The sequence below is a fragment of the Streptomyces sp. NBC_00322 genome (genome assembly GCF_036147535.1).
Taxonomy (GTDB): Bacteria; Actinomycetota; Actinomycetes; order Streptomycetales; family Streptomycetaceae; genus Streptomyces.
In genome coordinates this window covers 4,288,385-4,310,508 of record NZ_CP108019.1, presented here as the reverse complement: position 1 = coordinate 4,310,508, position 22,124 = coordinate 4,288,385, and the positions used below count along the sequence as shown (strand labels likewise).

Annotated in this window: 19 protein-coding genes and 1 pseudogene; 9 read left to right on the top strand and 11 right to left on the bottom strand. The window is 69.0% G+C overall.

Annotated elements, in window-relative coordinates; genetic code table 11:
- Positions 1-73: 73 nt before the first annotated feature.
- The 3 genes from OG905_RS19530 to OG905_RS19520 all read right to left on the bottom strand — a co-directional run bounded on the left by OG905_RS19530 (position 74) and on the right by OG905_RS19520 (position 2,058).
- Positions 74-850 carry a DUF72 domain-containing protein gene (locus OG905_RS19530; RefSeq protein ID WP_328673678.1) on the bottom strand — a complete coding sequence of 259 codons (777 nt, stop codon included), beginning with the start codon at positions 848-850 and terminating at the stop codon, positions 74-76.
- A gap of 101 nt (positions 851-951) precedes the next feature.
- Positions 952-1,764, bottom strand: a complete 813-nt coding sequence (locus OG905_RS19525; protein ID WP_328673677.1) for a maleylpyruvate isomerase family mycothiol-dependent enzyme — start codon at positions 1,762-1,764, stop codon at positions 952-954.
- A 147-nt stretch (positions 1,765-1,911) separates the two neighbouring features.
- Positions 1,912-2,058 (bottom strand): hypothetical protein, encoded by a 147-nt coding sequence (locus OG905_RS19520; RefSeq protein ID WP_328673676.1) that lies wholly within the window; start codon positions 2,056-2,058, stop codon positions 1,912-1,914.
- A gap of 174 nt (positions 2,059-2,232) precedes the next feature.
- Here OG905_RS19520 and OG905_RS19515 point away from each other — a divergent pair, with 174 nt between their 5' ends.
- The 5 genes from OG905_RS19515 (at position 2,233) to OG905_RS19495 (ending at position 9,424) form a co-directional block, all read left to right on the top strand.
- Positions 2,233-3,795, top strand: coding sequence for an FAD-dependent monooxygenase (locus OG905_RS19515; protein ID WP_328673674.1), 1,563 nt, complete (start codon positions 2,233-2,235; stop codon positions 3,793-3,795).
- A gap of 139 nt (positions 3,796-3,934) precedes the next feature.
- A complete protein-coding gene (locus tag OG905_RS19510; protein ID WP_328673672.1) occupies positions 3,935-4,303 on the top strand; it encodes a hypothetical protein in 369 nt (122 codons plus the stop codon).
- A complete protein-coding gene (locus OG905_RS19505) occupies positions 4,300-8,631 on the top strand; it encodes a DUF6531 domain-containing protein (protein WP_328673670.1) in 4,332 nt (1,443 codons plus the stop codon). The genes OG905_RS19510 and OG905_RS19505 overlap by 4 nt, the downstream gene beginning before the upstream one ends.
- Entirely contained in the window at positions 8,628-9,110 is a 483-nt protein-coding gene (locus tag OG905_RS19500; RefSeq protein ID WP_328673667.1) for a barstar family protein, read from the top strand. The genes OG905_RS19505 and OG905_RS19500 overlap by 4 nt, the downstream gene beginning before the upstream one ends.
- Entirely contained in the window at positions 9,107-9,424 is a 318-nt protein-coding gene (locus OG905_RS19495; protein WP_328673665.1) for a hypothetical protein, read from the top strand. Before OG905_RS19500 ends, OG905_RS19495 begins: the two co-directional genes overlap by 4 nt.
- Before the next feature lie 63 nt (positions 9,425-9,487).
- Here the strand turns inward: OG905_RS19495 and OG905_RS39165 are convergent, their stop codons facing one another.
- Positions 9,488-10,363 (bottom strand): SCO2400 family protein, encoded by an 876-nt coding sequence (locus OG905_RS39165; RefSeq protein WP_443043958.1) that lies wholly within the window; start codon positions 10,361-10,363, stop codon positions 9,488-9,490.
- Positions 10,364-10,677: 314 nt separating this feature from the next.
- On the bottom strand, positions 10,678-11,025 hold the full coding sequence (locus OG905_RS19490) for a MerR family transcriptional regulator (protein WP_328673663.1): 348 nt from the start codon (positions 11,023-11,025) through the stop codon (positions 10,678-10,680).
- Between the two features lie 120 nt (positions 11,026-11,145).
- Here OG905_RS19490 and OG905_RS19485 point away from each other — a divergent pair, with 120 nt between their 5' ends.
- Positions 11,146-12,219 carry an alkene reductase gene (locus OG905_RS19485; protein WP_328673661.1) on the top strand — a complete coding sequence of 358 codons (1,074 nt, stop codon included), beginning with the start codon at positions 11,146-11,148 and terminating at the stop codon, positions 12,217-12,219.
- A gap of 135 nt (positions 12,220-12,354) precedes the next feature.
- Here the strand turns inward: OG905_RS19485 and OG905_RS19480 are convergent, their stop codons facing one another.
- The 4 genes from OG905_RS19480 to OG905_RS19465 all read right to left on the bottom strand — a co-directional run bounded on the left by OG905_RS19480 (position 12,355) and on the right by OG905_RS19465 (position 17,868).
- The gene (locus OG905_RS19480) at positions 12,355-13,026 is read right to left on the bottom strand and encodes a class F sortase (RefSeq protein ID WP_328673658.1); all 672 of its coding nucleotides are present in this window, start codon (positions 13,024-13,026) and stop codon (positions 12,355-12,357) included.
- A 95-nt stretch (positions 13,027-13,121) separates the two neighbouring features.
- On the bottom strand, positions 13,122-13,616 hold the full coding sequence (locus tag OG905_RS19475; protein ID WP_328673657.1) for a sortase: 495 nt from the start codon (positions 13,614-13,616) through the stop codon (positions 13,122-13,124).
- Between the two features lie 461 nt (positions 13,617-14,077).
- Complete coding sequence (locus OG905_RS19470; RefSeq protein ID WP_328673655.1) at positions 14,078-14,200, bottom strand: hypothetical protein; 123 nt, start codon at positions 14,198-14,200, stop codon at positions 14,078-14,080.
- Positions 14,201-14,352: 152 nt separating this feature from the next.
- Positions 14,353-17,868 carry a hypothetical protein gene (locus OG905_RS19465; RefSeq protein WP_328673652.1) on the bottom strand — a complete coding sequence of 1,172 codons (3,516 nt, stop codon included), beginning with the start codon at positions 17,866-17,868 and terminating at the stop codon, positions 14,353-14,355.
- A gap of 73 nt (positions 17,869-17,941) precedes the next feature.
- Here OG905_RS19465 and OG905_RS19460 point away from each other — a divergent pair, with 73 nt between their 5' ends.
- Positions 17,942-18,088, top strand: coding sequence for a hypothetical protein (locus OG905_RS19460; RefSeq protein WP_328673650.1), 147 nt, complete (start codon positions 17,942-17,944; stop codon positions 18,086-18,088).
- 249 nt (positions 18,089-18,337) lie between these two features.
- Here the strand turns inward: OG905_RS19460 and OG905_RS19455 are convergent, their stop codons facing one another.
- Together OG905_RS19455 and OG905_RS19450 are read right to left on the bottom strand one after the other, a co-directional pair.
- Positions 18,338-19,225 (bottom strand): hypothetical protein, encoded by an 888-nt coding sequence (locus OG905_RS19455; protein ID WP_328673648.1) that lies wholly within the window; start codon positions 19,223-19,225, stop codon positions 18,338-18,340.
- A 334-nt stretch (positions 19,226-19,559) separates the two neighbouring features.
- Positions 19,560-19,784, bottom strand: coding sequence for a cold-shock protein (locus OG905_RS19450; RefSeq protein WP_328673646.1), 225 nt, complete (start codon positions 19,782-19,784; stop codon positions 19,560-19,562).
- A gap of 317 nt (positions 19,785-20,101) precedes the next feature.
- On the opposite strand from OG905_RS19450, the pseudogene OG905_RS39160 reads away from it, so the two are divergent.
- Positions 20,102-20,233: pseudogene (locus OG905_RS39160) on the top strand (HhH-GPD-type base excision DNA repair protein); the annotation flags it as partial.
- Between the two features lie 165 nt (positions 20,234-20,398).
- On the top strand, positions 20,399-21,931 hold the full coding sequence (locus OG905_RS19445) for a M28 family metallopeptidase (protein ID WP_328682456.1): 1,533 nt from the start codon (positions 20,399-20,401) through the stop codon (positions 21,929-21,931).
- Positions 21,932-22,124: the final 193 nt, after the last annotated feature.

The window sequence follows — 22,124 nt, the reverse complement described above, 5'->3', positions numbered from 1 at the left end:
CACGCATCGTGGAGGCTGAACACCGGGCCGTACGAGCGTGCCCCGAGGCGGATTGGCCCTCAGCCGGAGCCGGTCATGGCCCGGGCGGGACCGGAGGCGTCCGGCTCACCGTCCGGCCCAGCGCCGCCGCCGCCCGTGCGAACTTCGCCGCGTCCACCACGGCCGCGCCGCCGACGTCGTTGTTGAAGTACACGTACACCTCGTCCTCGTCCGGCCACGCGTCGGCGATCCGCCCGGCCCACGACGTCAGGGCCTGGCGGCCGTAGCGCGGCGGCGGCTCGGCGATGCCGCCGTGGAATCGCACGTACCCCCATGACGCGGTGCGCCACAGGGGCGTCACCGGGCGGGACCCCCGGTCCGCCCAGCACAGGGCGCTGCCGTGCCGTTCCAGTACCGCCCGGAGCTCACGCTCCGCCTCCCACCACGAGGTGTGGCGGAATTCGACGGCCACCCGGACCGTGCGGGGAAAGCAGCTGAGGCAGGCGTCCAGAGCCGCGATGTCCTCCCGGAAGTTGGGCGGCAGTTGCAGCAGAACCGGTCCGAGCCGGTCGCCGAGGCCCTCGGCGCGGTCCATCAGCCGGCGCACCGGCTCCTGGGGGTCGTGCAGCCGCTTCAGATGGGTCAGATAGCGGCTGGCCTTGACCGCCATGACGAACCCCTCCGGCGTCCGCTCCCGCCAGGAGGCGAAGATCTCCTTGGTGGGGAGCCGGTAGAAGGCGTTGTTGTTCTCCACGGTGGCGAACTGCCGGGCGTACTCCTCCAGCCACAGCCGCTGCGGTTGCTTGGGCGGATAGAGAACACCGCGCCAGTCCTTGTACTGCCACCCCGAGGTTCCGACGAGCATGGGCATGCTCCGATCCCTGCCCGCACGGGACAGAGACATCACGAGACTGGGACATATCGCCCCATTCGTCCGGCCGGACCGTCGCGAAGCCCGCGGCACTCGTGAGTTCAGGGCGCCGTGAAGAGGGTCGGGAAGCGGGGAGCGAGCCAGGGCTTGCGGCCCCAGGCGACGACGCGGCCCCGGGCCATGGCGCCCCACGGCTCGCAGCGGCCGAGCGCCATCAGCAGGAAGGTGACCGGCTCCGTGAGAATCGTGCAGTCCGGGCGGCCCGGCGGCTGCGGGCTCACGGCCACATCGCCGTCGGTGAACGTCACGCCGAAGCGGGCGCCGCCCCACAGGCGGATGGTGTAGCGGGCGTTCAGCCCCGCGCTGTTGGCGGCGTCGACCACGCGCGGCATGGCCCTGATCAGGAAGGGCAGGGCCAGCTCGACCCGGACGCGGTCGATCATCTGCGGGCGGCGGCCCAGCGCGCGGGCGAGATCGTAGCCGTGGCCGAGCATGTGCGTCAGCAGGTACGAACCCAGCTCGGCCGGGCTCATCGGGCCCAGTGGAGTGAACAACGCCACCTCCACGGCCCCCTCGCCCGCCCGCTCGTCGACCGCCTTGAGGAATGCGGCGGCCTGCTCCACGATCATCCCGGCCAGCGGATCGGCCGCGCGCTCGCCGAACTCGGCGAGCGCGCGCTCATTGGCCGCGGCCAGGCTCTGCGGGGTGCCGTCCCCGTGGCTGCGCTCCCGCCCCGCCGCGATGTCGGCCATCAGCTCATTGGCCTGCGCCAGATGAGCCGCCGCCGCCCCGAGGCTCCACTGCGACCCGGGCACCGGAACACCCGTGTCGGCAACCCCGCGCAGCAGCGCGGCGATCTCCTCGGCGGTGCCGCGTATCGCGTCACCGAGTCCCTCGGGCAGAGTGCCTCGCATGTCCTGCCCAGCCACTGGTGCCACGCCATTCCCATCGTCACCGAACCCGTACGGGATCGCCCGCGGTACACAACTCCGCGGTACACAACCAGGCAGGAAGAGCTGCGACAAGACCTTCAGCACCACAGATGCCACGTGCACCCGGCTTCACTTCGCGGGCGGCAGAATCACCCAGTCCGCGTCGGGGGCCGACTCCACACTGTCGGAGTGGACCGCGGTCACCAGGTAGAAGCGCGTGGTGCCGGGCGCCGCGCTGGAGTCCGTGTACGAAAGGTGGACCAGACAGCCCGACACATCGGCGACCGAGTTCCAGGAGAGCTCTGATCAAGGAAGGCAGCGAGGCATGGCAGGGCAAGGGCTGCTGCGCGGCCCGGTACCCCCGGCCTCCCCGTCAGCGGAGGCCGATCCCGATGTCTGCGCCTGCGGGCCGGGCTGCGGCTGCGCCTGACACCGGATTACGGTGGCTCCATGGCGGAACCGCTGGATGTACTGGTGGTGGGTGCCGGCCCGACGGGACTGGCCCTGGCCGCTCAGCTACGGGCGTACGGCACCCGGTTTCGCATCATCGACCGCAGTCTCGACCGGGCCCGCGAGTCACGCGCTCTGGCCATCCAGCCGCGGACTCTGGAGGCGCTGTCCGGGTTCGGTGTGACGGACGAACTGGTCGCGCGCGGCAATCGGGCGGTGCAGCTGCGGATGCATGTGCCGGGCCGGGTGCTGCGGCTTCCGCTGTTCGACATCGGCTGTACGGACACCCCGTATCCGTATCTGCTGTTCCTGTCCCAGGCCGAGACCGAGGCCGTGCTCGGCGCGCATCTCGCCGAGCGTGGTGTGGCCGTCGAGCGCGGCACAGTGCTGCGGGACCTGTCGCCACAAGACACGTATGTCACCTGCCGGTTGAGTCACGGTGACGAGGAGTGCGAAACGGTCCGGGCCCGCTTCGTCGTCGGCTGCGACGGCGCGCACAGCACCGTACGCGGCCTCGCGGGCATCGGTTTTGTGGGCTCCGCCTACCCACAGACGTTCCTGCTCGCGGACCTGGAGGTCGACGGCCTCGAACGCGGCGCCGCCCATACGTACCTCTCCGGGGCCGGGATGCTGTTCTTCTTCCCACTGGAATCACCGGCCACCTGGCGAATGCTCGCCATGCGCCCGCCGGACGCGCCGGACGAGGAGCTGAGCCTGGGGCAGCTACAGGCGATCACCGACCGGTACGCGGCCTCCGCGGCCGGGGCGGGTTCCGCGGCCGAGGCGGGCGAGAGGCTGCGCCTGCGGGACGCCGTCTGGATGACCGAGTTCCGGCTGCAGAACCGCGGCGCCGCCCACTACCGCGCCGGAGGTGTCTTTCTCGCGGGCGACGCGGCCCATATCCACAGCCCGGCCGGTGCCCAGGGCATGAACACCGGCATTCAGGACGCGCTCAACCTCGGCTGGAAACTCGCCCTCACCTGCCGGGGCGACGCCCCCGACGCGCTTCTCGACACGTACGAGAGCGAACGCGCGCCGGTCGGCCGGAACGTGCTGCGCTTCACGGACCGCGCCTTCACGATCGCCACGAGCCGTAACCCGTTCATCCGGCGTGCGAGGACCCAACTCGCCCCGCGCCTGATGCCGTTGGCGCTTCGCTTCACCACCCTGCGGGGCAGAGCATTCCGTACGCTCTCCGAGCTCGCCATCCACTATCGGCACAGCCCCCTCACCGAAGAGGGGAACCGCCGTCCGCGCGGCGGCCCCCGGGCGGGCGACCGGCTGCCCGACGCTCCCGCCGGTCTGCAGGCCCTGACATCGGGTCCCGGCTACCACGTGCTGCTGTGCGGTCCGCGTGACGCGTGGGATCCGGAGGACCTGGCGGCCGTCGGCCGAAGCGGCCTGGTCACCGTCCACCACCTCGGCGACCGGGGCCCCTGGCCGGGTACCGCGCACGGCCTGGTCCGCCCCGACGGATACCTCGCCTACCGCGCGGGCGGGACCGACCTGTCCGGCCTCCGCCACCACCTGGACCGCTGGCTGCCCGCGCCACCCCACAACTGACGGGTTTCACGGGCGTCGTACGACCGGGGCCGCGTGTCGCGTGCATCACCCATTGCCGGGGGATGGGTGTGGCTTGACCGGGCCATGACCGTGATCTTCTAGGGTGGGGATTCGCAGTCGATAACGGGGGAGGCGTCGCGTGGGCGACGGTAAGGGCGACGGCAAAGTCCTGGAAATCAATACGGCCGACATCAAGTTGACGGCGCCGATCTTTCATACGCAGGGCAAGAATCTGAGCACGGCGCTGACGGCTTTGGTCACCACCTTGGACGGGCTCGGCGCCCCCTGGGGAGACGACGAGCAGGGCAAGAGCTTCTACGACGCCTACCACCCGCAGCAGAAAGCCATCGAGCGGGCTGCCGGCACCCTTGTCCTCGGCCTGATCAGCATCCACGAGGCGATGGTGGACATGGCGGACGGGCATGTCGACAACGACGAGTTGATCGCCGGGATATTCACCAAGGTGAAGGCGAAGATCGATGGTGACCACGGCCAGGGCGTCAAGTGAGTGTTGAGGACGAGGCCAAGGAGATCCTGCTCAAGCTGGGCATGTGGTGGCCGGACGCCAACTCGGGCACACTGCGCAGCGCTGCCACTGCCTGGCGGACGTTCGCCGATGCCGTGGACGACGTACGTACCCCTGTGAACAACGCGGCTTCATCGCTCATCCACAACAACAAGGGTGAGGCGATCGATGCGTTCGAGATCTTCTGGGGACGTTACGCCAAGGGCAAGGACGCGGGCTGGCTGAGCGATCTCGCGAAGGCGGCCCGCAAGATGGCGGAGGCGCTGGACAAGTTCGCCGAAGCCGTCGACGACGCCATCAACAAGCTCCGGACGCATCTCGCCGTCGACGCCGCCATCATCGTGGCGGGCATCGGACTCGCCTGGTTCACGGCGGGCATTTCCGCGGGCGCCGCGGCTATCGCCGCCGAGGCCATCCTTGAACTCGCGGGCACGCTGGGCATCGCCGTCACCACCACCGTCGCCGAGATCGCCGCGGGCGCCCTGATCGCCGCAGCCTTCGGTGGCGTCGAGTCGGTGACCGTCGACCTGGCCGTCGCCCAGCCGCTGAAGATCGCCACGGGCATGCAGAACGGCTTCAGTCTGGACGAGATCAATGCCGCCGCACAGGACGGCATGATCTATGGCGGGGCCTTCGGCGCGGGCAGCGGCGTGGTGAAGGCCGGGGTCGAGCGGAGCCTGTTCGGGAAGTTCAACGAGGTGCCGCTCATGCTGCGCCCGCCTTCCCTCCGTCCCGACCTGGTCGAACTCGGACCAGCTGCCCGGCAGGCCAAGGGAACTCCATGCGTTGGAGAGCCGATCGACGTGGCGACGGGCGCCATGCTGATGACGCAGACCGACCTCACGCTCCCGGCCGGCCTTCCGCTCGTCTTCGAACGCACCCATCTGTCCTCGTACCGCGCCGGAATGTGCTTCGGACCCACCTGGGTCTCCACCCTCGACGAGCGCCTTCAGATCGACGGGGAAGGCGTGGTGTTCGCGGCCTCCGACGGGATGCGCCTGGTCTATCCGGTACCGCAGCCCGGTGAGCCGGTCCTGCCGGTGAAGGGTGCCCGCTGGCCGCTCGAATGGGACGGCAAACCCGACGGCGTCATGACCGTCACCGATCCGGTGTCCGGGGTCGTACGAAACTTCAGCACCCCGGTCCCCTCCGGCACCTTCGGCGTGTTCCACCTCCCCCTGGACAGCTGGCACGACCGCAACGGCGCCCGCATCGACGTTGAGCGCACGCCCGAAGGCGTCCCCACTGCGCTCCGTCACTCCGGCGGCTACTACGTGGCCGTCGACACCCTGGGGCCCCGCATCATCGCCTTGCGCCTGCTCGACGAGGCCCCGTCGTTGTACGAGCCGTCGCAGGGCGAGGGCGGCGGGACGGTCGTCATGCGGTATGGATACGACGAGTCGGGCAACCTCACCGAGGTCATCAACTCCAGCGGTGCGCCGCTGCGTTTCACCTATGACGCGGAGGGCCGTGTCACCTCCTGGACGGACCGCAACGGCACCTCGTTCGCGTACTTCTACGACGCGCGTGGCCGCGTCGAGCGCACCGAAGGCAGCGACGGCTTCCTCTCCGGGGCTCTCACCTACGACGATGAGTCGCACGCCACCACGTACACCGATTCACTCGGTCGGCAGTCCACGCATCGATACAACTCCCAGGGACAGGTCGTCGAGGAGACCGATCCCCTCGGCCACACCACCCGCACCCAGTGGCACGAGCGTGGCGACAAGCCCCTCTCGGTCACGGACCCACTGGGCCGCACCACGCGCTACACGTACGACGAAGCCGGCAACCTGACCGAGGTCGCCCTGCCTGACGGCTCCGTCGCCCGGGCCACGTACAACATTCTTGGCCAACCGATCGAAGTCGTCGAGCCGGACGGCGTCATCTGGCGGCACACCTACGACGAACTCGGCAATCTGCTGACCGCGACCGACCCAGTGGGCGCCCAAACCCACTACGTCTACGACGGGTTGGGTCACCTGATCGCCATCACGGACGCTCTCGGGAACACTCGCACCGTCACGCGGAACGCGGCCGGACTGCCCATCGTCACGACAGACGAACTCGGGCACCGCACAGAGGTCAGCCGCGACAGCTTCGGCCGGGTCGTGGAGCTGACCGACCCGTTGGGGCATGTAACCCGGATGTGCTGGACTACCGAAAGCAAGCCGGAATGGCGCGAACACGCTGACGGCTCGCGGGAGTCCTGGATGTGGGACGCCGAGGGCAACCTCCTCAGCCACACCGATGCCGCGGGCAATGTCACCCGCCACACTGCAGGGTACTTCGACGTCCCCGCTACCCGGACGGACCCGGACGGCACGACGTACGCCTTCGCGTACGACACCGAGCTGCGCCTGACCGGAGTCACCAACCCGCAGGGGTTGACCTGGTCATATGTGTACGACGAGGTGGGCCGACTGGTCGCGGAGACCGACTTCAACGGTCGGACGCTGGCGTACACGCATGACGCGGCGGGCGAACTGGTGTCCCGTACGAACGGCGCGGGGGAGGCGGTGCGTTTCACGCGGGATGTGCTCGGGCGCATAACCGAGCAGCGGACCGACGCCGGTGATGTCACCACTTATGGATACGGCCCGGCCGGCCATATCAACTCTGCGGCCAACGGCGAAGCCGAGGCTGTCATTGAACGCGACGCGGTCGGCCGTACGCTCGCCGAGACCGTCAACGGCCGTACGACCACGTACACCTACGACGTTCTTGGACGGCGGACCGGGCGGGTCACGCCGTCAGGTCTGAGCACGAAGTGGACATATGACCAGGCAAGTCGGGCGGTTGAGCTCCGTTCAGATGCGGGTTTGATGTCCTTCACTTACGATGCTGCCGGGCGCGAGGTCCAGCGTAGACTCGGGGATGAGGTCGCCCTCAGTCAGACCTGGGACGCGACCGACCGCCTCACCACTCAGTCCCTTACGGCTCGCGCAGTGGGGGGCGATCGTGTCCTTCAGCACCGCGCCTACGCCTTTCGTGAGGACGGCTACCTCACCGAGATCCGTGAACTGACTTCGGGCACAAGAGGATTCGACCTCGACAGGATGGGGCGGGTCACGGGCGTACGGGCCCATGGCTGGACCGAGACGTACGCCTACGACGTTGCCGGCAACATCACCCACGCCACAGCCCCCGCGCACGAGACCCCTGGCGACCGCGAATTCGAGGGCAACCTCATCCGTCACGCGGGCCGCACCTCCTACGAACACGACGCGCAGGGCCGCCTGGTCCGCAAGACCCGCAAGCTCCTCAACGGGCAGCAGCGGACGTGGACGTACGCGTGGAACGCGGAGGACCGCCTGACCGAGGCGGTCACGCCGGACGGCGACCGTTGGCTGTACAGGTACGACCCGTTCGGCCGCCGAATAGCCAAGGAACGCTTGACGGAAGATGGCTCGGTTGCCGAGCGCACGGACTTCACTTGGGACGAGACCCGCCTGGCCGAGCAGCGGGGACCCGACGGCAGGGTCACCACCTGGGATTACGCCCCGGGAACCCATCGCCCGCTCACTCAGACCGACCACAAGCCACTGGTCCGCGAGCCGGGTGAGTCCCTACTCTCCAAGCTGGCCGAGGACACCTCGGCGAACTACGGCACCCACTTCCACGCCGTTGTCACGGATGCCTTGGGCACCCCTGCCGAACTCGTCACGCCGGATGGCGACCTGGACTGGCAGCGGCGCACCACCCTCTGGGGCACGAACCTCCCTGCCCCAGCAGACAGCACGTCCGTGAACTGTCCTCTCCGTTTCCCGGGCCAGTATGCCGACCCCGAAACCGGCTTGAATTACAGCTACTTCCGTTATTACGCCCCGGAAATCGCCAAGTATGTGTCGCCGGATCCTCTCGGACTGTCCCCCGCGCCAAATCCGACGGCCTACGTCGGCAACCCTCACACCTGGGCCGACCCCCTGGGCCTCGCGCCGTGCAAGGCGGGAGACACCCTCGGAGACACGTCCAAGTTGAAGGGATGGATCCCTACCGAGGTTCCTGTGGAGTCCAAGGCGGTCCTGCAGGACATTCGAGAATTCGGCGTCGAAGCGCAGGGAGCAGGACCGCAGCTCATGGGCCCGTCCGTACCCAAACCATTCGAGAACAGCGGAAAGGGCGGCGCATTCAAACTCCCTGAGTTCGATAGTACAGGAAAGGCGATTCGCTATACCGAGTGGGGGACAGTGCAGTCGCCGCTAAACCCGAAGTGGGGTGGCGAGCGGGTCATCACTGGGTCTGACGGATCCGCCTACTACACTCCAACCCACTATCAGACTTATATCGTCATGGAGGTTGGGCGATGAGTAGTATCTCCTGGTGGTCCGACTCGCCGCCGTGGGTGCGCGTGATCCCGGATGATTCACTTGTGCCAGCATCGGAAGCCTTGCCGCCGAGCGGTGCGATTTTCTCTGCTCGGATGCAGGGGCGCGAAATGGCCAACATTGATGGCGTTTTCACGCAATTCTACGAGCACCTTCGCCTGCCCGATTATTTCGGCTGGAATTGGGAAGCGTTGCGCGATTGTCTCTGTGATCTGCACTGGGTCAGCGCCACGCAATATCTACTGATTGTGGATGACGCGGAGGACATCCTCCATGAAAGCTCAGAGGATCGCGTCACATTCCTCGAGGTGATGCAGAAATCAACTAAATTCTGGGCAGAGAAGCCCAGTTTCCCGGAGAAGACTGGAATCACCCTCCGCGTCGTTCTTCTTTGCGCTCCTGAACGGTACGCAGGGCTCAGCCGAGAGGTTTCTGAGGCGCAAAAGGAGTATGGGTCATGAATGAGGGAATCACTCTTGCCTCCGGGACGCACGGGCCACCGCTGGTGATGATCGGCGTCTTCGTGCTGGCCGGCCTGGTGGCGGTGTGGTGCGGTGCGAGCTGGGCGTTCAATGTGCGGGGCATAGCGGTACGGCGGGCCGAGAACATTCGGCAGCGTCATCAGTTGGGAGGGGCCGGGCTGGGGCAGCTCGGTGGGGCGCCGTCCGGTGGGATGTGGGCGGAGCCGTGGTACCACCGGCTTCTGGGAGCCGCCCTGACGGCCGCGGGCTTGGTGCTGGTGGTCGCGGGCTACGCGCTCTGGCATCTCCGCTGAGCAGCACGGGGCCGCGATTCCGTCAGCGTGAGGAGGCCTCGGCGCGCGATGGCAGCGAGGCGATCAGCCAATGCACAAGGCGATCAGGCACACCTGCGTCGGTGATGTTGGGTCGCCCGCCGACGTTGACGGCAAAAGGTTCACAGTCGTTGTGCCTGCGCCGGGGCGTTCGGTGGAAGCGGGCGCAGTCGGCTCCGGGGCCGGGGCAGCGGCGTTGCCCGCGGGCGTCGCCTTGGCCGAATCGGCTGCGGAGGGCGGCGTTGCGCCAGGGGGCGTGAGCGGTTGGGCCGTCGGCGCGGTCTTCAGCTGTCGGCTCGTCGTCCCTGTGGCAGGCGCAGTGCGAGGCGTGGCGGCCGTGGTGCTCTGCTGTCCGCCGGTTGCTATGGGCGGGCGAGTGCTGGGGTGCCGCGAATCCGGAGTGTCCGGTTGCTCGGATGCCGAGTCGGTGGCTGCCGTCCCGGGCGTTGCCGCGGTCACTGGCTCCGGCGGTGAGGCTGCGTGTGTGTGGCTGCTGGAAGGCCTGGTGGTCGGGAACGCGGCAACGGTCAGTCCGCCACCGACAAGGGCAACGGCCGTCGCGGCCACGGCCCGACGCTTGTTCTTCTTCCAACGCGCCAGCTGCCGACGCCGAGCCGCCCGGCCCTGCCCGGTGGAGGCGGTGACTCCGTGGCCGCTGGACGAACCAGTACCGGATGCGTCCGCCGTCGTGTCTCCGGACGCGCCGCTGCCGGTGGGTGCGGCATCGGACTGAGGGGTGCCGGGGCGGGGCTCCGGGGCGGGGACCTCCTCCGCGTCCCAGGCCTGCCCCGCCGTTGCGGGAGAGGCGACCGCGCTGTGGAGGCGATGGGCGGGCGGGGCGATGTCCGGAGCGTATGCACCGCACCCGGGACACACGAGCGCACCATTGAGATTCCGACGGCACGAGTAGCAGTAGTCCATCTGCGATCTTCCTGTGCTGACTGCACCGCCAGGGACGCCGGCGACCTGTTTCGCGTTCGCATTTCGCTTCGCATGCGGGATCGAGCGGCCAGTAACGCTACTGGCGCCCGTGGAAGGTGATGCGCAGCCCTTGTGACGCTGCTGCAAAGATCTACTGGCGGTGGTACGTCGTACTCCCGGACATGTCGTCACGAATCCCGGGATGAGAGGCGGGCTACGCGGCGTACCCCATCCGGTGCGCGGCTGGACCGACCGACGGCGCTGCGTCGCGGTCTACTCCCAGGGCCGCGCGTGAGCGGCCGGCGGTCACAGTTTCAGGATGTGCTGCTCCTGGCCGCGGTGATGATGGTGTCGAGCCTGTCGCGGGCGCTGACCAGTTCACCCACCTGCTTGTCGATGCGATTGCGCTCGGCCGTCAGCAGCGCCAGCGATTCAGGCGTGCTCACTCCTGTGTAGACACAGGGGAGGAGCTCCAGGATCGTCCTGCTCGACAGCCCCGCGGCGTACAGCTGCTGGATCAGCAGCACGCGGTCGACCGCGCTGTCCGGGTAGAGCCGTTGCCCGCTCGGGCTGCGTTCCGAGGTCAGCAGATTCTGCTCCTCGTAGTACCGCAGCGCCCGCACGCTCACGGATGTCCTCGCAGCGAGCTCGCCGATGCGCACAGCGCCTCCTGGTGATCCGAGCCACATCACTTGCCTCTGACGTCAGCGTCAGGTTTTAGCGTAGCTCACGGAGCAGCCCACGGACGGCCCGCACATTCCGCGAATGCAAAGGACAGCACTGTGACCAGCTTGTTTGACAGCTACCAGCTTGGAAACCTCCGGCTCCCCAACCGTGTGGTGATGGCCCCGATGACCCGGGCCCGGGCAACGGCGGACGGAATCCCGAGCCCCCTGGCGGCGACCTACTACGCCCAGCGGGCCACCGCCGGGCTGATCGTCAGCGAAGGCGTGCAGCCGAGCCTGCGGGGCCAGTCGAACCCCAACACCCCCGGGCTGCACACCGACGAGCAGGTCGCCGCGTGGCGGCCGGTGACCGCCGCGGTGCATGCCAACGGGGGGCGGATCTTCGCCCAGCTCATGCACGCCGGCCGGGTCGCGCACCCCGAGACCGTCGGCCACCATCCCGTCGCCCCGTCGGAGATCGCCCTGCAGGCGGAGCTGTTCACCGGCCCGAAGGGGCTCCTGCCCGCTCCCGTCCCGCGCGCCCTGTCGACCGAAGAGGTCAAGGGCGAGGTCCAGGTGTTCGTGGACGCCGCGCGCCGCGCGATCGACGCCGGTTTCGACGGCATCGAGCTGCACGGGGCGAACGGCTACCTGATCCAGCAGTTCCTGTCCTCCAACGCCAACCAGCGCACCGACGCCTACGGCGGTTCCGTCACCGGCCGCATCCGCTTCGCCGTCGAGGTGGCCGAGGCGACCGCGGACGCCATCGGCGCCGACCGCGTCGGTATCCGTCTCTCCCCCGGCGGCCAGGTCTGGGAGATGGCCGAGGACGACGTCTCGCAGTTGTACGGGGCTCTGCTCGGCGCACTCGCCCCGCTCGGTCTCGCCTACGTCCACACCCTGGTCACCGCGGACGACGACCTCCTGATCATGCTGCGCAAGGCCTGGCCGGGCGCGTTCATCGTCAACCCGGGCGGGCAGATCGGACCGATCCCGACCGACCAGGCGCTCGGCGAACGCTGGCTCGCCCAGGGCGCGGACCTGATCGGCTACGGTCGCGCCTACCTCGCCAACCCGGATCTGGTCGAGCGGCTTCGTACGGGACTGCCGCTGCGCGCCACCCCCGACAAGGACACGTGGTACTCGGGCGGCGACACCGGATACGTCGACTATCCCAGCTACCAGCGCTGAGCTGGGCCGAGGCCCGGGGCCCCGCACGCCCGCATGCACTGCACCGCACCAAGGCCGCGCACGCCCCGGGCGGTTACGGCGAGCATTGCCCGCCGCAGGTCCGGACACGGCTCCGCGCGGGGCACCTTAGGTGGGCTACTTCACCGCGCTCAGCGTCGCGAAGACCACGACGTTGCCCTGGTAGCCGGTGCCCTTGGTGTAACCGCCGCCGCAGGTGATCACCCGCAGTTCGGGACGCTCGGAGCTGCCGTAGACCTTCTCGTCCGGGAATTTCTTCTTGTCGTAGACCTCCACGGCGTCGACGGTGAACACGGCCGTCCGCTCGTCTGCCCGGCTGATCTCGATGGTGTCGCCCTTGGTCAGGGCACCGAGGTCGTAGAAGACGCCCGGGCCGGTGCGCGTGTCCACGTGCCCAGTGGCGACGGCAGTGCCTGTCGAGCCGGGAGCCGTGCCGGCGCCGTACCACCCGGCAAGGCCGGGGCTGTCGGCGGGCGGGGGCCGTAGCGCCCCCGCCGCGTCGAGGTCCAGTCGTGTCATGGGGGCGTCGACACCGATGGCGGGGACCCGAAGCCGGACCGGATCCGATGGGGGCAGCGTCAGGACGGTGGGGAGCGCGGCCGGGGCGGCGCGGCTGGGAGTGGGCCGTACAGAGGTGGGGAAGGCCTGGGCGGCCGAAGGCTGTGGTGGCTGCTCGTCGCGTGCCGCGTTGATCACGAGCACGCTGCCCGCGATCAGTGCGCAGGCCAGAACCTTGGCCGAGGGGATGAGGGAGTGTGGGGAAGCGCTGGTCTGGTGCCCGGTTTCCATCGCGGTTGAGCCTCTGCTTCGCAGCCGGTGGGGGGAGCCTCGTGGCCCCCGGACCGATGCGGTGTCCGGGGGCCGGTGTGGCGGGAGTTGGGCGGTCAGGTTCGGACACCGCTCGGGCGGCGCCGCATCCTGAGTACACCCCCGGCGGCGGCTCCAGCGATCAGCACACCGCCCAGGGCGAGCTGGGTACTTTTGTCGCCGGCCCCGAAACCGGCGGCGACCGCGCCGCTCGGGCCGTTCGGGGCGCCGGCGGTGATCAGGTGCGTATCTGTGATCTTGATCCGCGGTGGGCACTTCACCGTGACTTCGTGGATGCCGGGCCCGGTCTCTTCCGGGACCTTGAACTGGCCGGTGAGCACGCCCACCCTGTCACCTTTGAACAGGTGGAACGCCCCTCCCGCCTCTGACTCGCCCTTGCCGTAGGTCTCCTTGCCGCAGGCAGTGGTACTGACGGTGATGGTGGAGCCCGGGGCGGCCTTCCCCGGGCGGATCTGGATGCCTGAGCCATCGGCGGCGACAGCGGCCGGGACCGACAGGGCAAGGGCTGCGACAACCAGGCCGATACCTGCACCAACTCGTGTGTTACGCATGAGGATCCTCCAACGGAGCAGTGTCCGGCCTGTCTGCGCGGCGCCTCTGCTGTGCTCCGCTCTTGAGGCAACCGACAGTCCGTCAGCTCCGCAACATGACGCATCGCCACATGTGTCACCCGGGTAGGCGTAGCGGCGGCTCTTGCTTGATCATTTACGCAGGTCACCGGAGCAGAGACCGTCACGGTGGAGGAAACGGCGGAGGGACGGCGAACGGGCTAGGAGCGCTCTGCCGGGATGCCGCGATCCCCCTGAAACGCACGTAGTGGCACGTGCATGTGCGGTTCCCCCGAAAACGCGTCAGGGCCTGAGCCGTCCGGAGCCGAGTAAGGGCCCTGATCAGGCATTCTGTGGTGTCTTGCGCAGAGCGGGTGACGGGAATCGAACCCGCGCTCCGAGCGTGGGAACGGTGCCGGCTTCCGGCCGCCCCTGTCCGCCCTCTTCGATGTCAGGCATGGATGTCAGTCCAGGGGCGGTGTCAGTCCGGTTCCAGTCTGGCCCGGAGGATTGCGGGCGACGCGGACGATCAGGGTGATGGGCGGGTAGCCGCTCCCGGCGGCCAGGACGCTGCTGGTGATGGTCAAGGAAGGCGCCGGCGGCGCCGGAACTGCAGGAGCTGTCGCCGTTCGCCACGGCAGAGCAGGTGTTGTCCAGGTCCTTCTGACCGCCCGGACGCGGCACGCGAAAGGGGTGGGCCCCGCCGGATGACCGGCGGGGCCCACCCCGTGAGGCGTGCTCAGCGAGCGACGTTCGCCGTCGACCTGCTGATGGCGGTCCCGTCGCTGTGCCCGGTGCGGCGGGCGGTCACCTTCACCGTGATCTTCCTTCCGCGCTGGGCGGGGGTCAGCTTCAGCGAGGAACCGGTGGCGCCCCTGATCGCCTTGCCGTCCGCGTACCACTGGTAGGCGTACGAGGACGGGGTGGGCGTCCAGGTGCCCTGGGCGGCCTTGAGCGTGTAGCCGACCCTGGCGGTGCCCGAGATCGTGGGCGCCTTGGTGGCCTTCGGGGCGCTGCCCTTGGCGACCGTGACCGCGGCGGTCGCGGCGGCGCCGTCGGCGTGGCCCGTGCGGTGGGCGGTGACGGTGACAGTGAGCTTCTTGCCGAGCAGCGAGGCGGGCACGGTGTACGTGGACGCCGTCGCCCCGGAGATCACCTTGCCGTCCGCCCTCCACTGGTAGCCGTACGACGTGGCGGCCCGCGTCCAAGTGCCCTGCGTGAGGCCGAGCTTGGCGCCGACCTTCGCCGCGCCGCTGATGTTCGGGGCCGTGATGGCCGTCGGGGCGGCGCCCTTGGCGACCGTGACGGCCGCCGAGGTGACGGCGGTTTCTCCACCGAGGAGGCGGGCGGTGACGCTGACGGTGAGCTTCTTGCCGAACTGCGAGGCGGGCACGGTGTACGTGGACGCCGTCGCCCCGGAGATGGCCTCGCCGTCCGCCTTCCACAGGTAGCCGTACGACGCCGGGGTGGGCGTCCAACTGCCCGGGTCCGCGGTGAGGGTGGCGCCGACCTGGGCTGTGCCCTGGATGGCGGGAGCCGCGGTATTGGTCAGCGTGGGCGGGGTGACGGTGAAGGTGCCCTGTGCGTACTCCCCCGCGTTATGGGTGATGACGCTGAGGTTCCAGTCGCCCGGGGCGGCCCCGGTCAGGTCCAGGACGGCCGTAAGGGACCTGCGGTTGGCCGACACCGACACGGTGGTCGATTCCACCTTGCTGCCGACCCGGCTGAGCACCACCTTGTCGTCCTTGTGCAGAGCGGTACCCGTCACGCTTACGGTGGCTTTCGTGCCGCTCTCGGCGGTGGTCGGGGTCACCCAATCGACGCTGACCCGCTGCGTGCCGCAGATGGCGGAGGAGCAGGTGAGTTCCGCCCGGTATGAGGTGTGCGAGGCCTTCTTGGGCAGGCTCAGAACCATGATGCTGGGGGTGACGGCCCTGGTCTCCGGCTCGTTGACGGAGCATTCGTAGCCGGTGGACTGCATCAGTGTGCAGCCGTTGTCGAGGCTCTTGCCGTACAGCGCCGGCACGGCGGTGTCGCCGGCCCCCGTGGTGTCACTGATCGCCACGTTGAAGCGGTCGCTGTACGCGGTCGGCAGTACCGCGCAGACGGCAGTGTGCTGCTCGTCCAGGGTGCCGGTGATCGGACCGTACCCATAGCTGACGTTGGGCACGGCCGTGCACTCCCGGGCCGGCCCGGCGGCGGTGGCGATGCGCAGGGCGTCGAAGCGGTAGGGGTCGTCGTCCTTCTGACTCGTCGGCACGGTGACGAGGACCTGGTAGTGGGTGGAGCCGGTGACCGCGCAGGCCTTGTTGGTGTAGTTGCTGCAGGCGAGCTTGCCGTCCTCGCTGTAAGCCACGAGGCTCGCGGTGCCGAGCGCGTCGCGGACGTCGAGGTGCAGGGTGTCCTCGGCGTCGGAGGTGGTGACCTGGCGGCAGAGCAGCGTGTTCGCCCCGGAGAAGGTGCCGCCCGTGGACGGTCCGCCGACCGGGGTCGCGGGATTGGCCGTGCAGCCCTTCGCGGTGGAGGTGACGTCCCGGCGGGTCAGGGTGTAGGTGCCGGGTGTGTCGCTTCCGTTGACCAGGATGGTGTGCGCGACGCCCGGCACGAGGTTGCAGGTGAGCCGGATGCCCTGCAAAGCGGGGCCCCGGCAGACCTGCCTGCTGTACTTGTCCACGACCGAGAGGTACGTCCTGGCCGTCGTACCCGGGGCGGCCTGGAGCTGGATGCTCTCCATCGCGCTGTGGTCGCCGGCGGGGATGGTCCGGCAGTGCGAGAAGACCCCGCCGCCTGTGTTGAAGCTTGCGTGGGCGCTGTCGGAGGTGAAGTCGCCTGCCGGGAGTACCTGGCAGTCGTTCGCCGTGTCCGTGCGGTAGAGGGCGAGGCGGTAGGAGCCGGTCGGCGTCTTCTGGTCGGCGGCGGAAACCAGGACACGGAACGGAGCGGTGCCGTTCAGCCCGCAGGTGCCCCAGTTGAGGGTGGTCGCGTCGCACAGCTGGGCGCCGGTGGCATCGGCGACGGTGACATCGATCCGCGGGATCTGGCCGCTCACGCTCTTCAGCACGGCCATTCCCGAGCCCTTGGGCAGCGGCAGGGTCAGGCAGTCCACCTCGCCGCTGTGGGTCAGAGTGCCCTGGTGGGTGCCGAGTTCGACGGCCTGGCAGCCGGTGGTGGCGGACCGGTCGAGGATCAGGGTGGCGTCGTCGGTGGGTACGGTGTAGTCGCCGGCAGCGGGCAGGGTGCAGAGGCCGTCCGATGTGCAGACGGTCCGGCCCGTGTGGTCGTACACCTTCAGCGGGGAGCGGCTCCCGTCGTGAACCCCGTACACGTCGTAGCGCCCGGCGGCGGGCGCGGTGAAGACCTTGCAGCCGGAGGCCGGATCCACGGTGGTGGGCGCCGAGCCGTACGCGTCGAGCGGGACGTGCGCGCAGCCGGCCGGGTCGGAGAGGCGACGGATCTTCAGGGTGTACGCGGCGGGGAAGCCGCCCTCCACGTCTCCGATGCGGGCGAGGACCCGGTAGGGGCCGTCGCCGGGCAGGACGCAGCCTTCGCTGTTGTCGTCGTTCGAGCGCGGGCAGATCCGGGCACCGGACGCGTCGGTGATCCAGTACTGGCTGTCGCTGGAGTGCTTGTCGGTCCGGAGGTCGACCGTGATGCGCTCACCGGCCTTCCCGGTGAAGGGCTGGCACATGATCGCCACCGCGCCGGGGGCGGAGCCCTTCATGTCCGGGGCGTCCCACGCCGTTCCGGCCTCCGGGGCACAGTGGTCGGCGGTGTTCAGCGGCACGACGGCGACAGGAGTGTCAATCAGGTTCGGCCACCCCTGATTGACCACCTTCAGGGTGTAGGCGCCGGCGCGGGGCAGATCGCACCAGCCCGCGTCGCTCCGATCGGTCTGGTTGCAGTTCAGTTGGGTGTCGCCGTCGAAGACCTGGGAGTAGGTCTCGGGGTTGACCTTGCCGATCATGACGCGGTGCAGCCCTGCCTTCGCGGCGGTGAAGCCGAAGCAGGCACGGCCGCCGTGTGCAGGGATCGTCGCTTTGCCGGCCGCGCTGCCCGGGTCCCCGAAGGGGCTGAGCGGCAGCTGGGTGCAGCTGTCGCCGGCGGCGTTCGCGGCGGTGGGCGTGATGTCCCGCGCCCACGCTGCTCCCACCGGAAGCAGCGTGGACAGCAGGACGGACAACAGGACGGGCAGCGTGAGCATGAGTGCGGTGCGCGGCGCAGATCTGGCGGCCGTCGCACGCGGATGGCGTGACATTCCGTTCCCCCCCGGGACGGTAAGACATGGCCGCGCTCGCTGGTCCGGTGCGGCACATGGTGAAGATGCGGCCATGATCGTACACAAGTCCCACACACAGAACCTGAATTCGACCGGTGGGGCCACCGACTGGCGCCGGTCGCCCGGGCCGGTGCGCATCTGCCACCCGGCGACGAGCGTCGCGCCCGCCGGGTGCCAGGTTCAGCGCCTCGGCGAGTAGTCCGCGGGCCCCAGCCACCGCCGAGGTGATGACCGCGTTCCATGCGGTGATCCGTATCGACGGTCCGGACGGTAGCTACTCGCGTGCCCGCGCCGTTGGGGTTGTGCTTGCGCTGGGAAGCCATCAGTCAGCCTCCTCGGTCCGGTCGCTACCCCTGAAGCTGTGACAGGAACCGGCGTGAAAGCCCATGTGACGGCCTGCCGGGCGGAGGGGCAGGCCGTCACAGAATCCATCGGGCCAGCGCTCTGTCTACGGCGCTTGCCACTCCGCCTGGAGCTGCGGAGCTACGACGGCCCCTCCATTGGATGCGGAGAGAGAGGTGGCGGGGCTTCCGCTGTTCTGGAAGACCGTGAGGGAGATCACGTCACCTGCATTCAGCTCAAGAATCGTGGACAACTCCTGCGAAATTCCAGGAGCGCCCCCGGTGTCTGCGGTGTCCTGCTCGTCGTAGGCCTGGAGAACGCCGTTGACGTAGATGCCCATTTGACGGCTCCCCGGAGCCGGAGTGATGGACCAGAGAAGCCGTGCCTTGAGGAGGTAGCGCCCGGGGGTGTTGACCACCAGACTGTCGGAGGCGTCATCGAACATCGCGTCCGTGTCGTAGGCGGAGTCGTCGAAAGCGATCTGAGTCGCGGCGCTGCTCGGGATGGCCTGGTTCGCCGTGGCGAAGATACTCGCGCCGACATCGACCGTGGGCCCGGTTGCGCCGGTCGCCCCGGTCGCGCCGGTTGCGCCGGTCGCCCCGGTCGCCCCGGTCGCCCCGGTCGGTCCCGTCGCCCCGGTTGCGCCGGTCGCCCCGGTCGGACCCGTCGCCCCGGTCGCCCCGGTCAGACCCGTCGGACCGGTCGGTCCCGTTGCGCCGGTCGGACCAGCGGGACCGGTCGGACCCGTCGGACCTGTCGCCCCCCTGCAGCGGTCCCTGCCGCCGAGGATCGACACGCCCTCGCACCTGTCGTCTCCGCCGCCCGGACGGCTCGACGCGTTCACGCGTTCGCCCATGCTCTGAGCCGCGACCGCGACCGGACTGACAACCCCGGCCGCCAGGACCAGCGCGAGGGAGACGATCGTGCCGCGTGCCTGCCACTTGCCTCGACGGGGCACAGGCCCCAGCGGGGACCTCCTGTTGTCAGCACCCATGCACTTACTCCCTGTTTCAGTCGATTTGGCCGAACCCAGGGCTGAGCTTGACCCGTGCGCAGTCGATCGATCCGTCCACTCGACAAGAACGCGCCGATTGTCAGCAGATCGGAGTAATCGACATATCCGGAGGGGTACTTTTCGTCCGCCGATTCGCACTCGGGGACGCGCGGGCAATCGGGCTGAGCGTCCGACTTCGTGAGGTCGGCGGAGCGCACCTGCTTGAGGAGTTCGATCAACAGGACGCCAGTGCATGCCGGGGTAGGGGGTGCGGTGGCACAGCGAACCACTGGGGACCGTGGTCGTGCGCTGTCGTTGATGGCAGGTGTGGATGTCAGGCAGGTCGAGGCACGATGCTCACCGCGCGGTAGTCGTACCCGTCCTGTTTGAAGCCGGGGGCTTCCCACGTGAGGTCCACTTGCTGTCCGGGCGCCAAAGTGCGGTACCCAGTCATCTGTATGTCGGAGAAGTGGCCAAAGCAGCCGCCGGGAGTCTCGGGGGAGTCGAGTACACCCCACCCTTCCTCTTCGCGCCACTCGCGGACAGTCGCAGTCACCATGGTCGGAACCTTAGAGGTTTGTCTGCGCCGGCAGTCCGGGTCCTGAGCTTGGGAATCACGGATGATCTACTGGCGGTTGGTGTCCAGAGCAGCGGGTTCGCCGAGGCGGCCGGGGCCTAGGGCGTGTTTTAGAAGTCGCTCCCCCAGAGCTTCGCCTGGGAGGTACCCCCACCCCGCGACGCCTGGCACGCACACTCGCGGTGTTGTCGGAGTCGCCCAAGTACGTCCAGTACGAGGGCGATCCTCCGCCTTGCGATTGCACGCACCAGACGCCGCGGGGCCCGCCCTGCGGGCGGACGGCGCTACTTCTAAAACACGCCCTAGGAGAGAAGGGCTCCTACCGGTCGGCGGCCGACATCACCGGACCGGAGTCGCCGGCCAAGGTACGGGCGCACAAGCAGGAGATGAAACGTGCGGCAAAAGCGGCACCGGCCGCGAAAAAGTCCTGATCCAGGACCGGTTGAAGTGGATGCTTCGGCTCCGCGTGCCAGTTACATGAAATAAGCCGTCAGTTACGGCTCAGGTGTTCCCAGAACCCGCAGAGATCGCTAGCTTCCCCTCAACCCACGTTCGCACCGGGAAGGACCTCTGTGAACGCATCCCATCGCAGAGCCGTGGCCACCCTGGCCGCAGCCGCACTCGCCACCCCGCTCCTGCTGGCATCCGCCTCCCCCTCCGCAGCCCACCAGGACCCCGCCGACCGGGCGGCCAAGGAGGCGTCGAAGCTGGCACGGAAGCTGGTCGAAAGGTCGTCTGCGCAAGACGCCTTCAAGCACCTGCAGAAGTTCCAGCAGATAGCGGACACGACCGGCGGACACCGCGCCGCCGGCTCGCTCGGGCACGACGCGTCCGCCGCGTACGTGTACCAGCAGTTGAAGAAGCTCGGGTACGACGTCTCGTACCAGCGCTTCGAGTTCGTCTATACCGAGACGCTCGCCCAGAAGCTCTCGGTCGTATCGCCCGCGCCCCGCGACGTCGCCATCCAGGCGATGACGTACACCAAGTCCACCCCGGTGGGCGGCGTCAAGGCCGATCTGGCCGCGGTGCCGGTGGACGCCACCACCGGCTGCGAGGCCACCGACTACGCGTCGGGCACCTTCACCGGCAAGATCGCGCTGATCAAGCGCGGCGGCTGCACCTTCGCCGCGAAGCAGGCCGCCGCGGCCGCCGCGGGCGCGATCGGCGCGATCGTCTACAACAACACCGAGGGCGCGCTCTCGGGCACCCTCGGCGACGCGGCCGCCAGCAAGATCCCGACCGGTGGCATCACCCTCGCCGAGGGCGAGAAGCTCGCCGCGGACCTCGCCAACGGTCCGGTGAACATCTCCTTCGAGATCCGCCAGCTGCAGGAGACGCGCAGCACCAACAACGTCATCGCGGAGACCCGCCACGGCAACGCGGCCAACACCGTGATGCTCGGCGCGCACCTCGACTCGGTCACCGCGGGCCCCGGCATCAACGACAACGGCTCCGGCTCTGCCGGTCTGCTCGAGGTCGCCGAGGAGCTGGCCAAGGCGGAGAAGCGCCCCGCCAACAAGGTGCGCTTCGCCTGGTGGTCGGCCGAGGAGAACGGCCTGCTCGGCTCCGAGCACTACGTCGCGAACCTCAGCGACCTGGGCAAGAAGGAGATCAAGCTCTACCTGAACTTCGACATGATCGCCTCGCCGAACTACGGGCAGTTCGTCTACGACGGCGACGACTCGGACGGCGTCGGCGCCCCGGCGGGCCCGACGGGCTCGGCCCAACTCGAGCGCGACATCAACGAGTTCCTCGACAAGCGCGGCACCCCGCACGAGGGCACGGACTTCACCGGCCGCTCCGACTACGGGCCGTTCGTCGAGGTCGGCATCCCGTCCGGCGGCACCTTCACGGGCGCCGAGGGCATCAAGACGGAGGCACAGGCAGCGAAGTTCGGCGGTACGGCCGGCGTCGCGTACGACGTGAACTACCACGCCAAGGGTGACGACCTCCGCAACATCAACATGACGGCGTTCAAGGTGAACATCGGCGTCATCGCCAACGCCGTGGGCACCTACGCCCAGGACCTGAGCTCGCTGCGCAAGCCGGTCGACTCCGTCCCGACGGACGGTGACGCGGGCAGCGGCGGCGGCCTGCATGACGCTCACGACCACGAAGTGACCGAGTAACACCCCCCGGGCGCGGCGCGCCGCGGGCTCATCGCCTGTGGCGCGCCGTCCCGAAGAGCGAGCGCGAGATCTCGCGCCCCAGCTGCGTCCCCACCGAGCGCGCCAGCGTGGCGGTTGCGAGGTCACCCCTGGTGCGAACGAGCTTGACGCCCTAGGCCGCGACTGCTCGGCTCTGCCTGGGCTGGCGGGCCAA

Excerpts from the sequence above, each read along its gene's own strand:
- OG905_RS19530 (WP_328673678.1), bottom strand. The coding sequence starts at position 850 with ATGCCCATGCTCGTCGGAACCTCGGGGTGGCAGTACAAGGACTGGCGC.
- OG905_RS19525 (WP_328673677.1), bottom strand. The coding sequence starts at position 1,764 with ATGCGAGGCACTCTGCCCGAGGGACTCGGTGACGCGATACGCGGCACC.
- OG905_RS19515 (WP_328673674.1), top strand. The coding sequence starts at position 2,233 with ATGGCGGAACCGCTGGATGTACTGGTGGTGGGTGCCGGCCCGACGGGA.
- OG905_RS19500 (WP_328673667.1), top strand. The coding sequence starts at position 8,628 with ATGAGTAGTATCTCCTGGTGGTCCGACTCGCCGCCGTGGGTGCGCGTG.
- OG905_RS19495 (WP_328673665.1), top strand. The coding sequence starts at position 9,107 with ATGAATGAGGGAATCACTCTTGCCTCCGGGACGCACGGGCCACCGCTG.
- OG905_RS39165 (WP_443043958.1), bottom strand. The coding sequence starts at position 10,363 with ATGGACTACTGCTACTCGTGCCGTCGGAATCTCAATGGTGCGCTCGTG.
- OG905_RS19480 (WP_328673658.1), bottom strand. The coding sequence starts at position 13,026 with ATGGAAACCGGGCACCAGACCAGCGCTTCCCCACACTCCCTCATCCCC.
- OG905_RS19475 (WP_328673657.1), bottom strand. The coding sequence starts at position 13,616 with ATGCGTAACACACGAGTTGGTGCAGGTATCGGCCTGGTTGTCGCAGCC.
- OG905_RS19465 (WP_328673652.1), bottom strand. The coding sequence starts at position 17,868 with ATGTCACGCCATCCGCGTGCGACGGCCGCCAGATCTGCGCCGCGCACC.
- OG905_RS19460 (WP_328673650.1), top strand. The coding sequence starts at position 17,942 with ATGATCGTACACAAGTCCCACACACAGAACCTGAATTCGACCGGTGGG.
- OG905_RS19455 (WP_328673648.1), bottom strand. The coding sequence starts at position 19,225 with ATGGGTGCTGACAACAGGAGGTCCCCGCTGGGGCCTGTGCCCCGTCGA.
- OG905_RS19450 (WP_328673646.1), bottom strand. The coding sequence starts at position 19,784 with ATGGTGACTGCGACTGTCCGCGAGTGGCGCGAAGAGGAAGGGTGGGGT.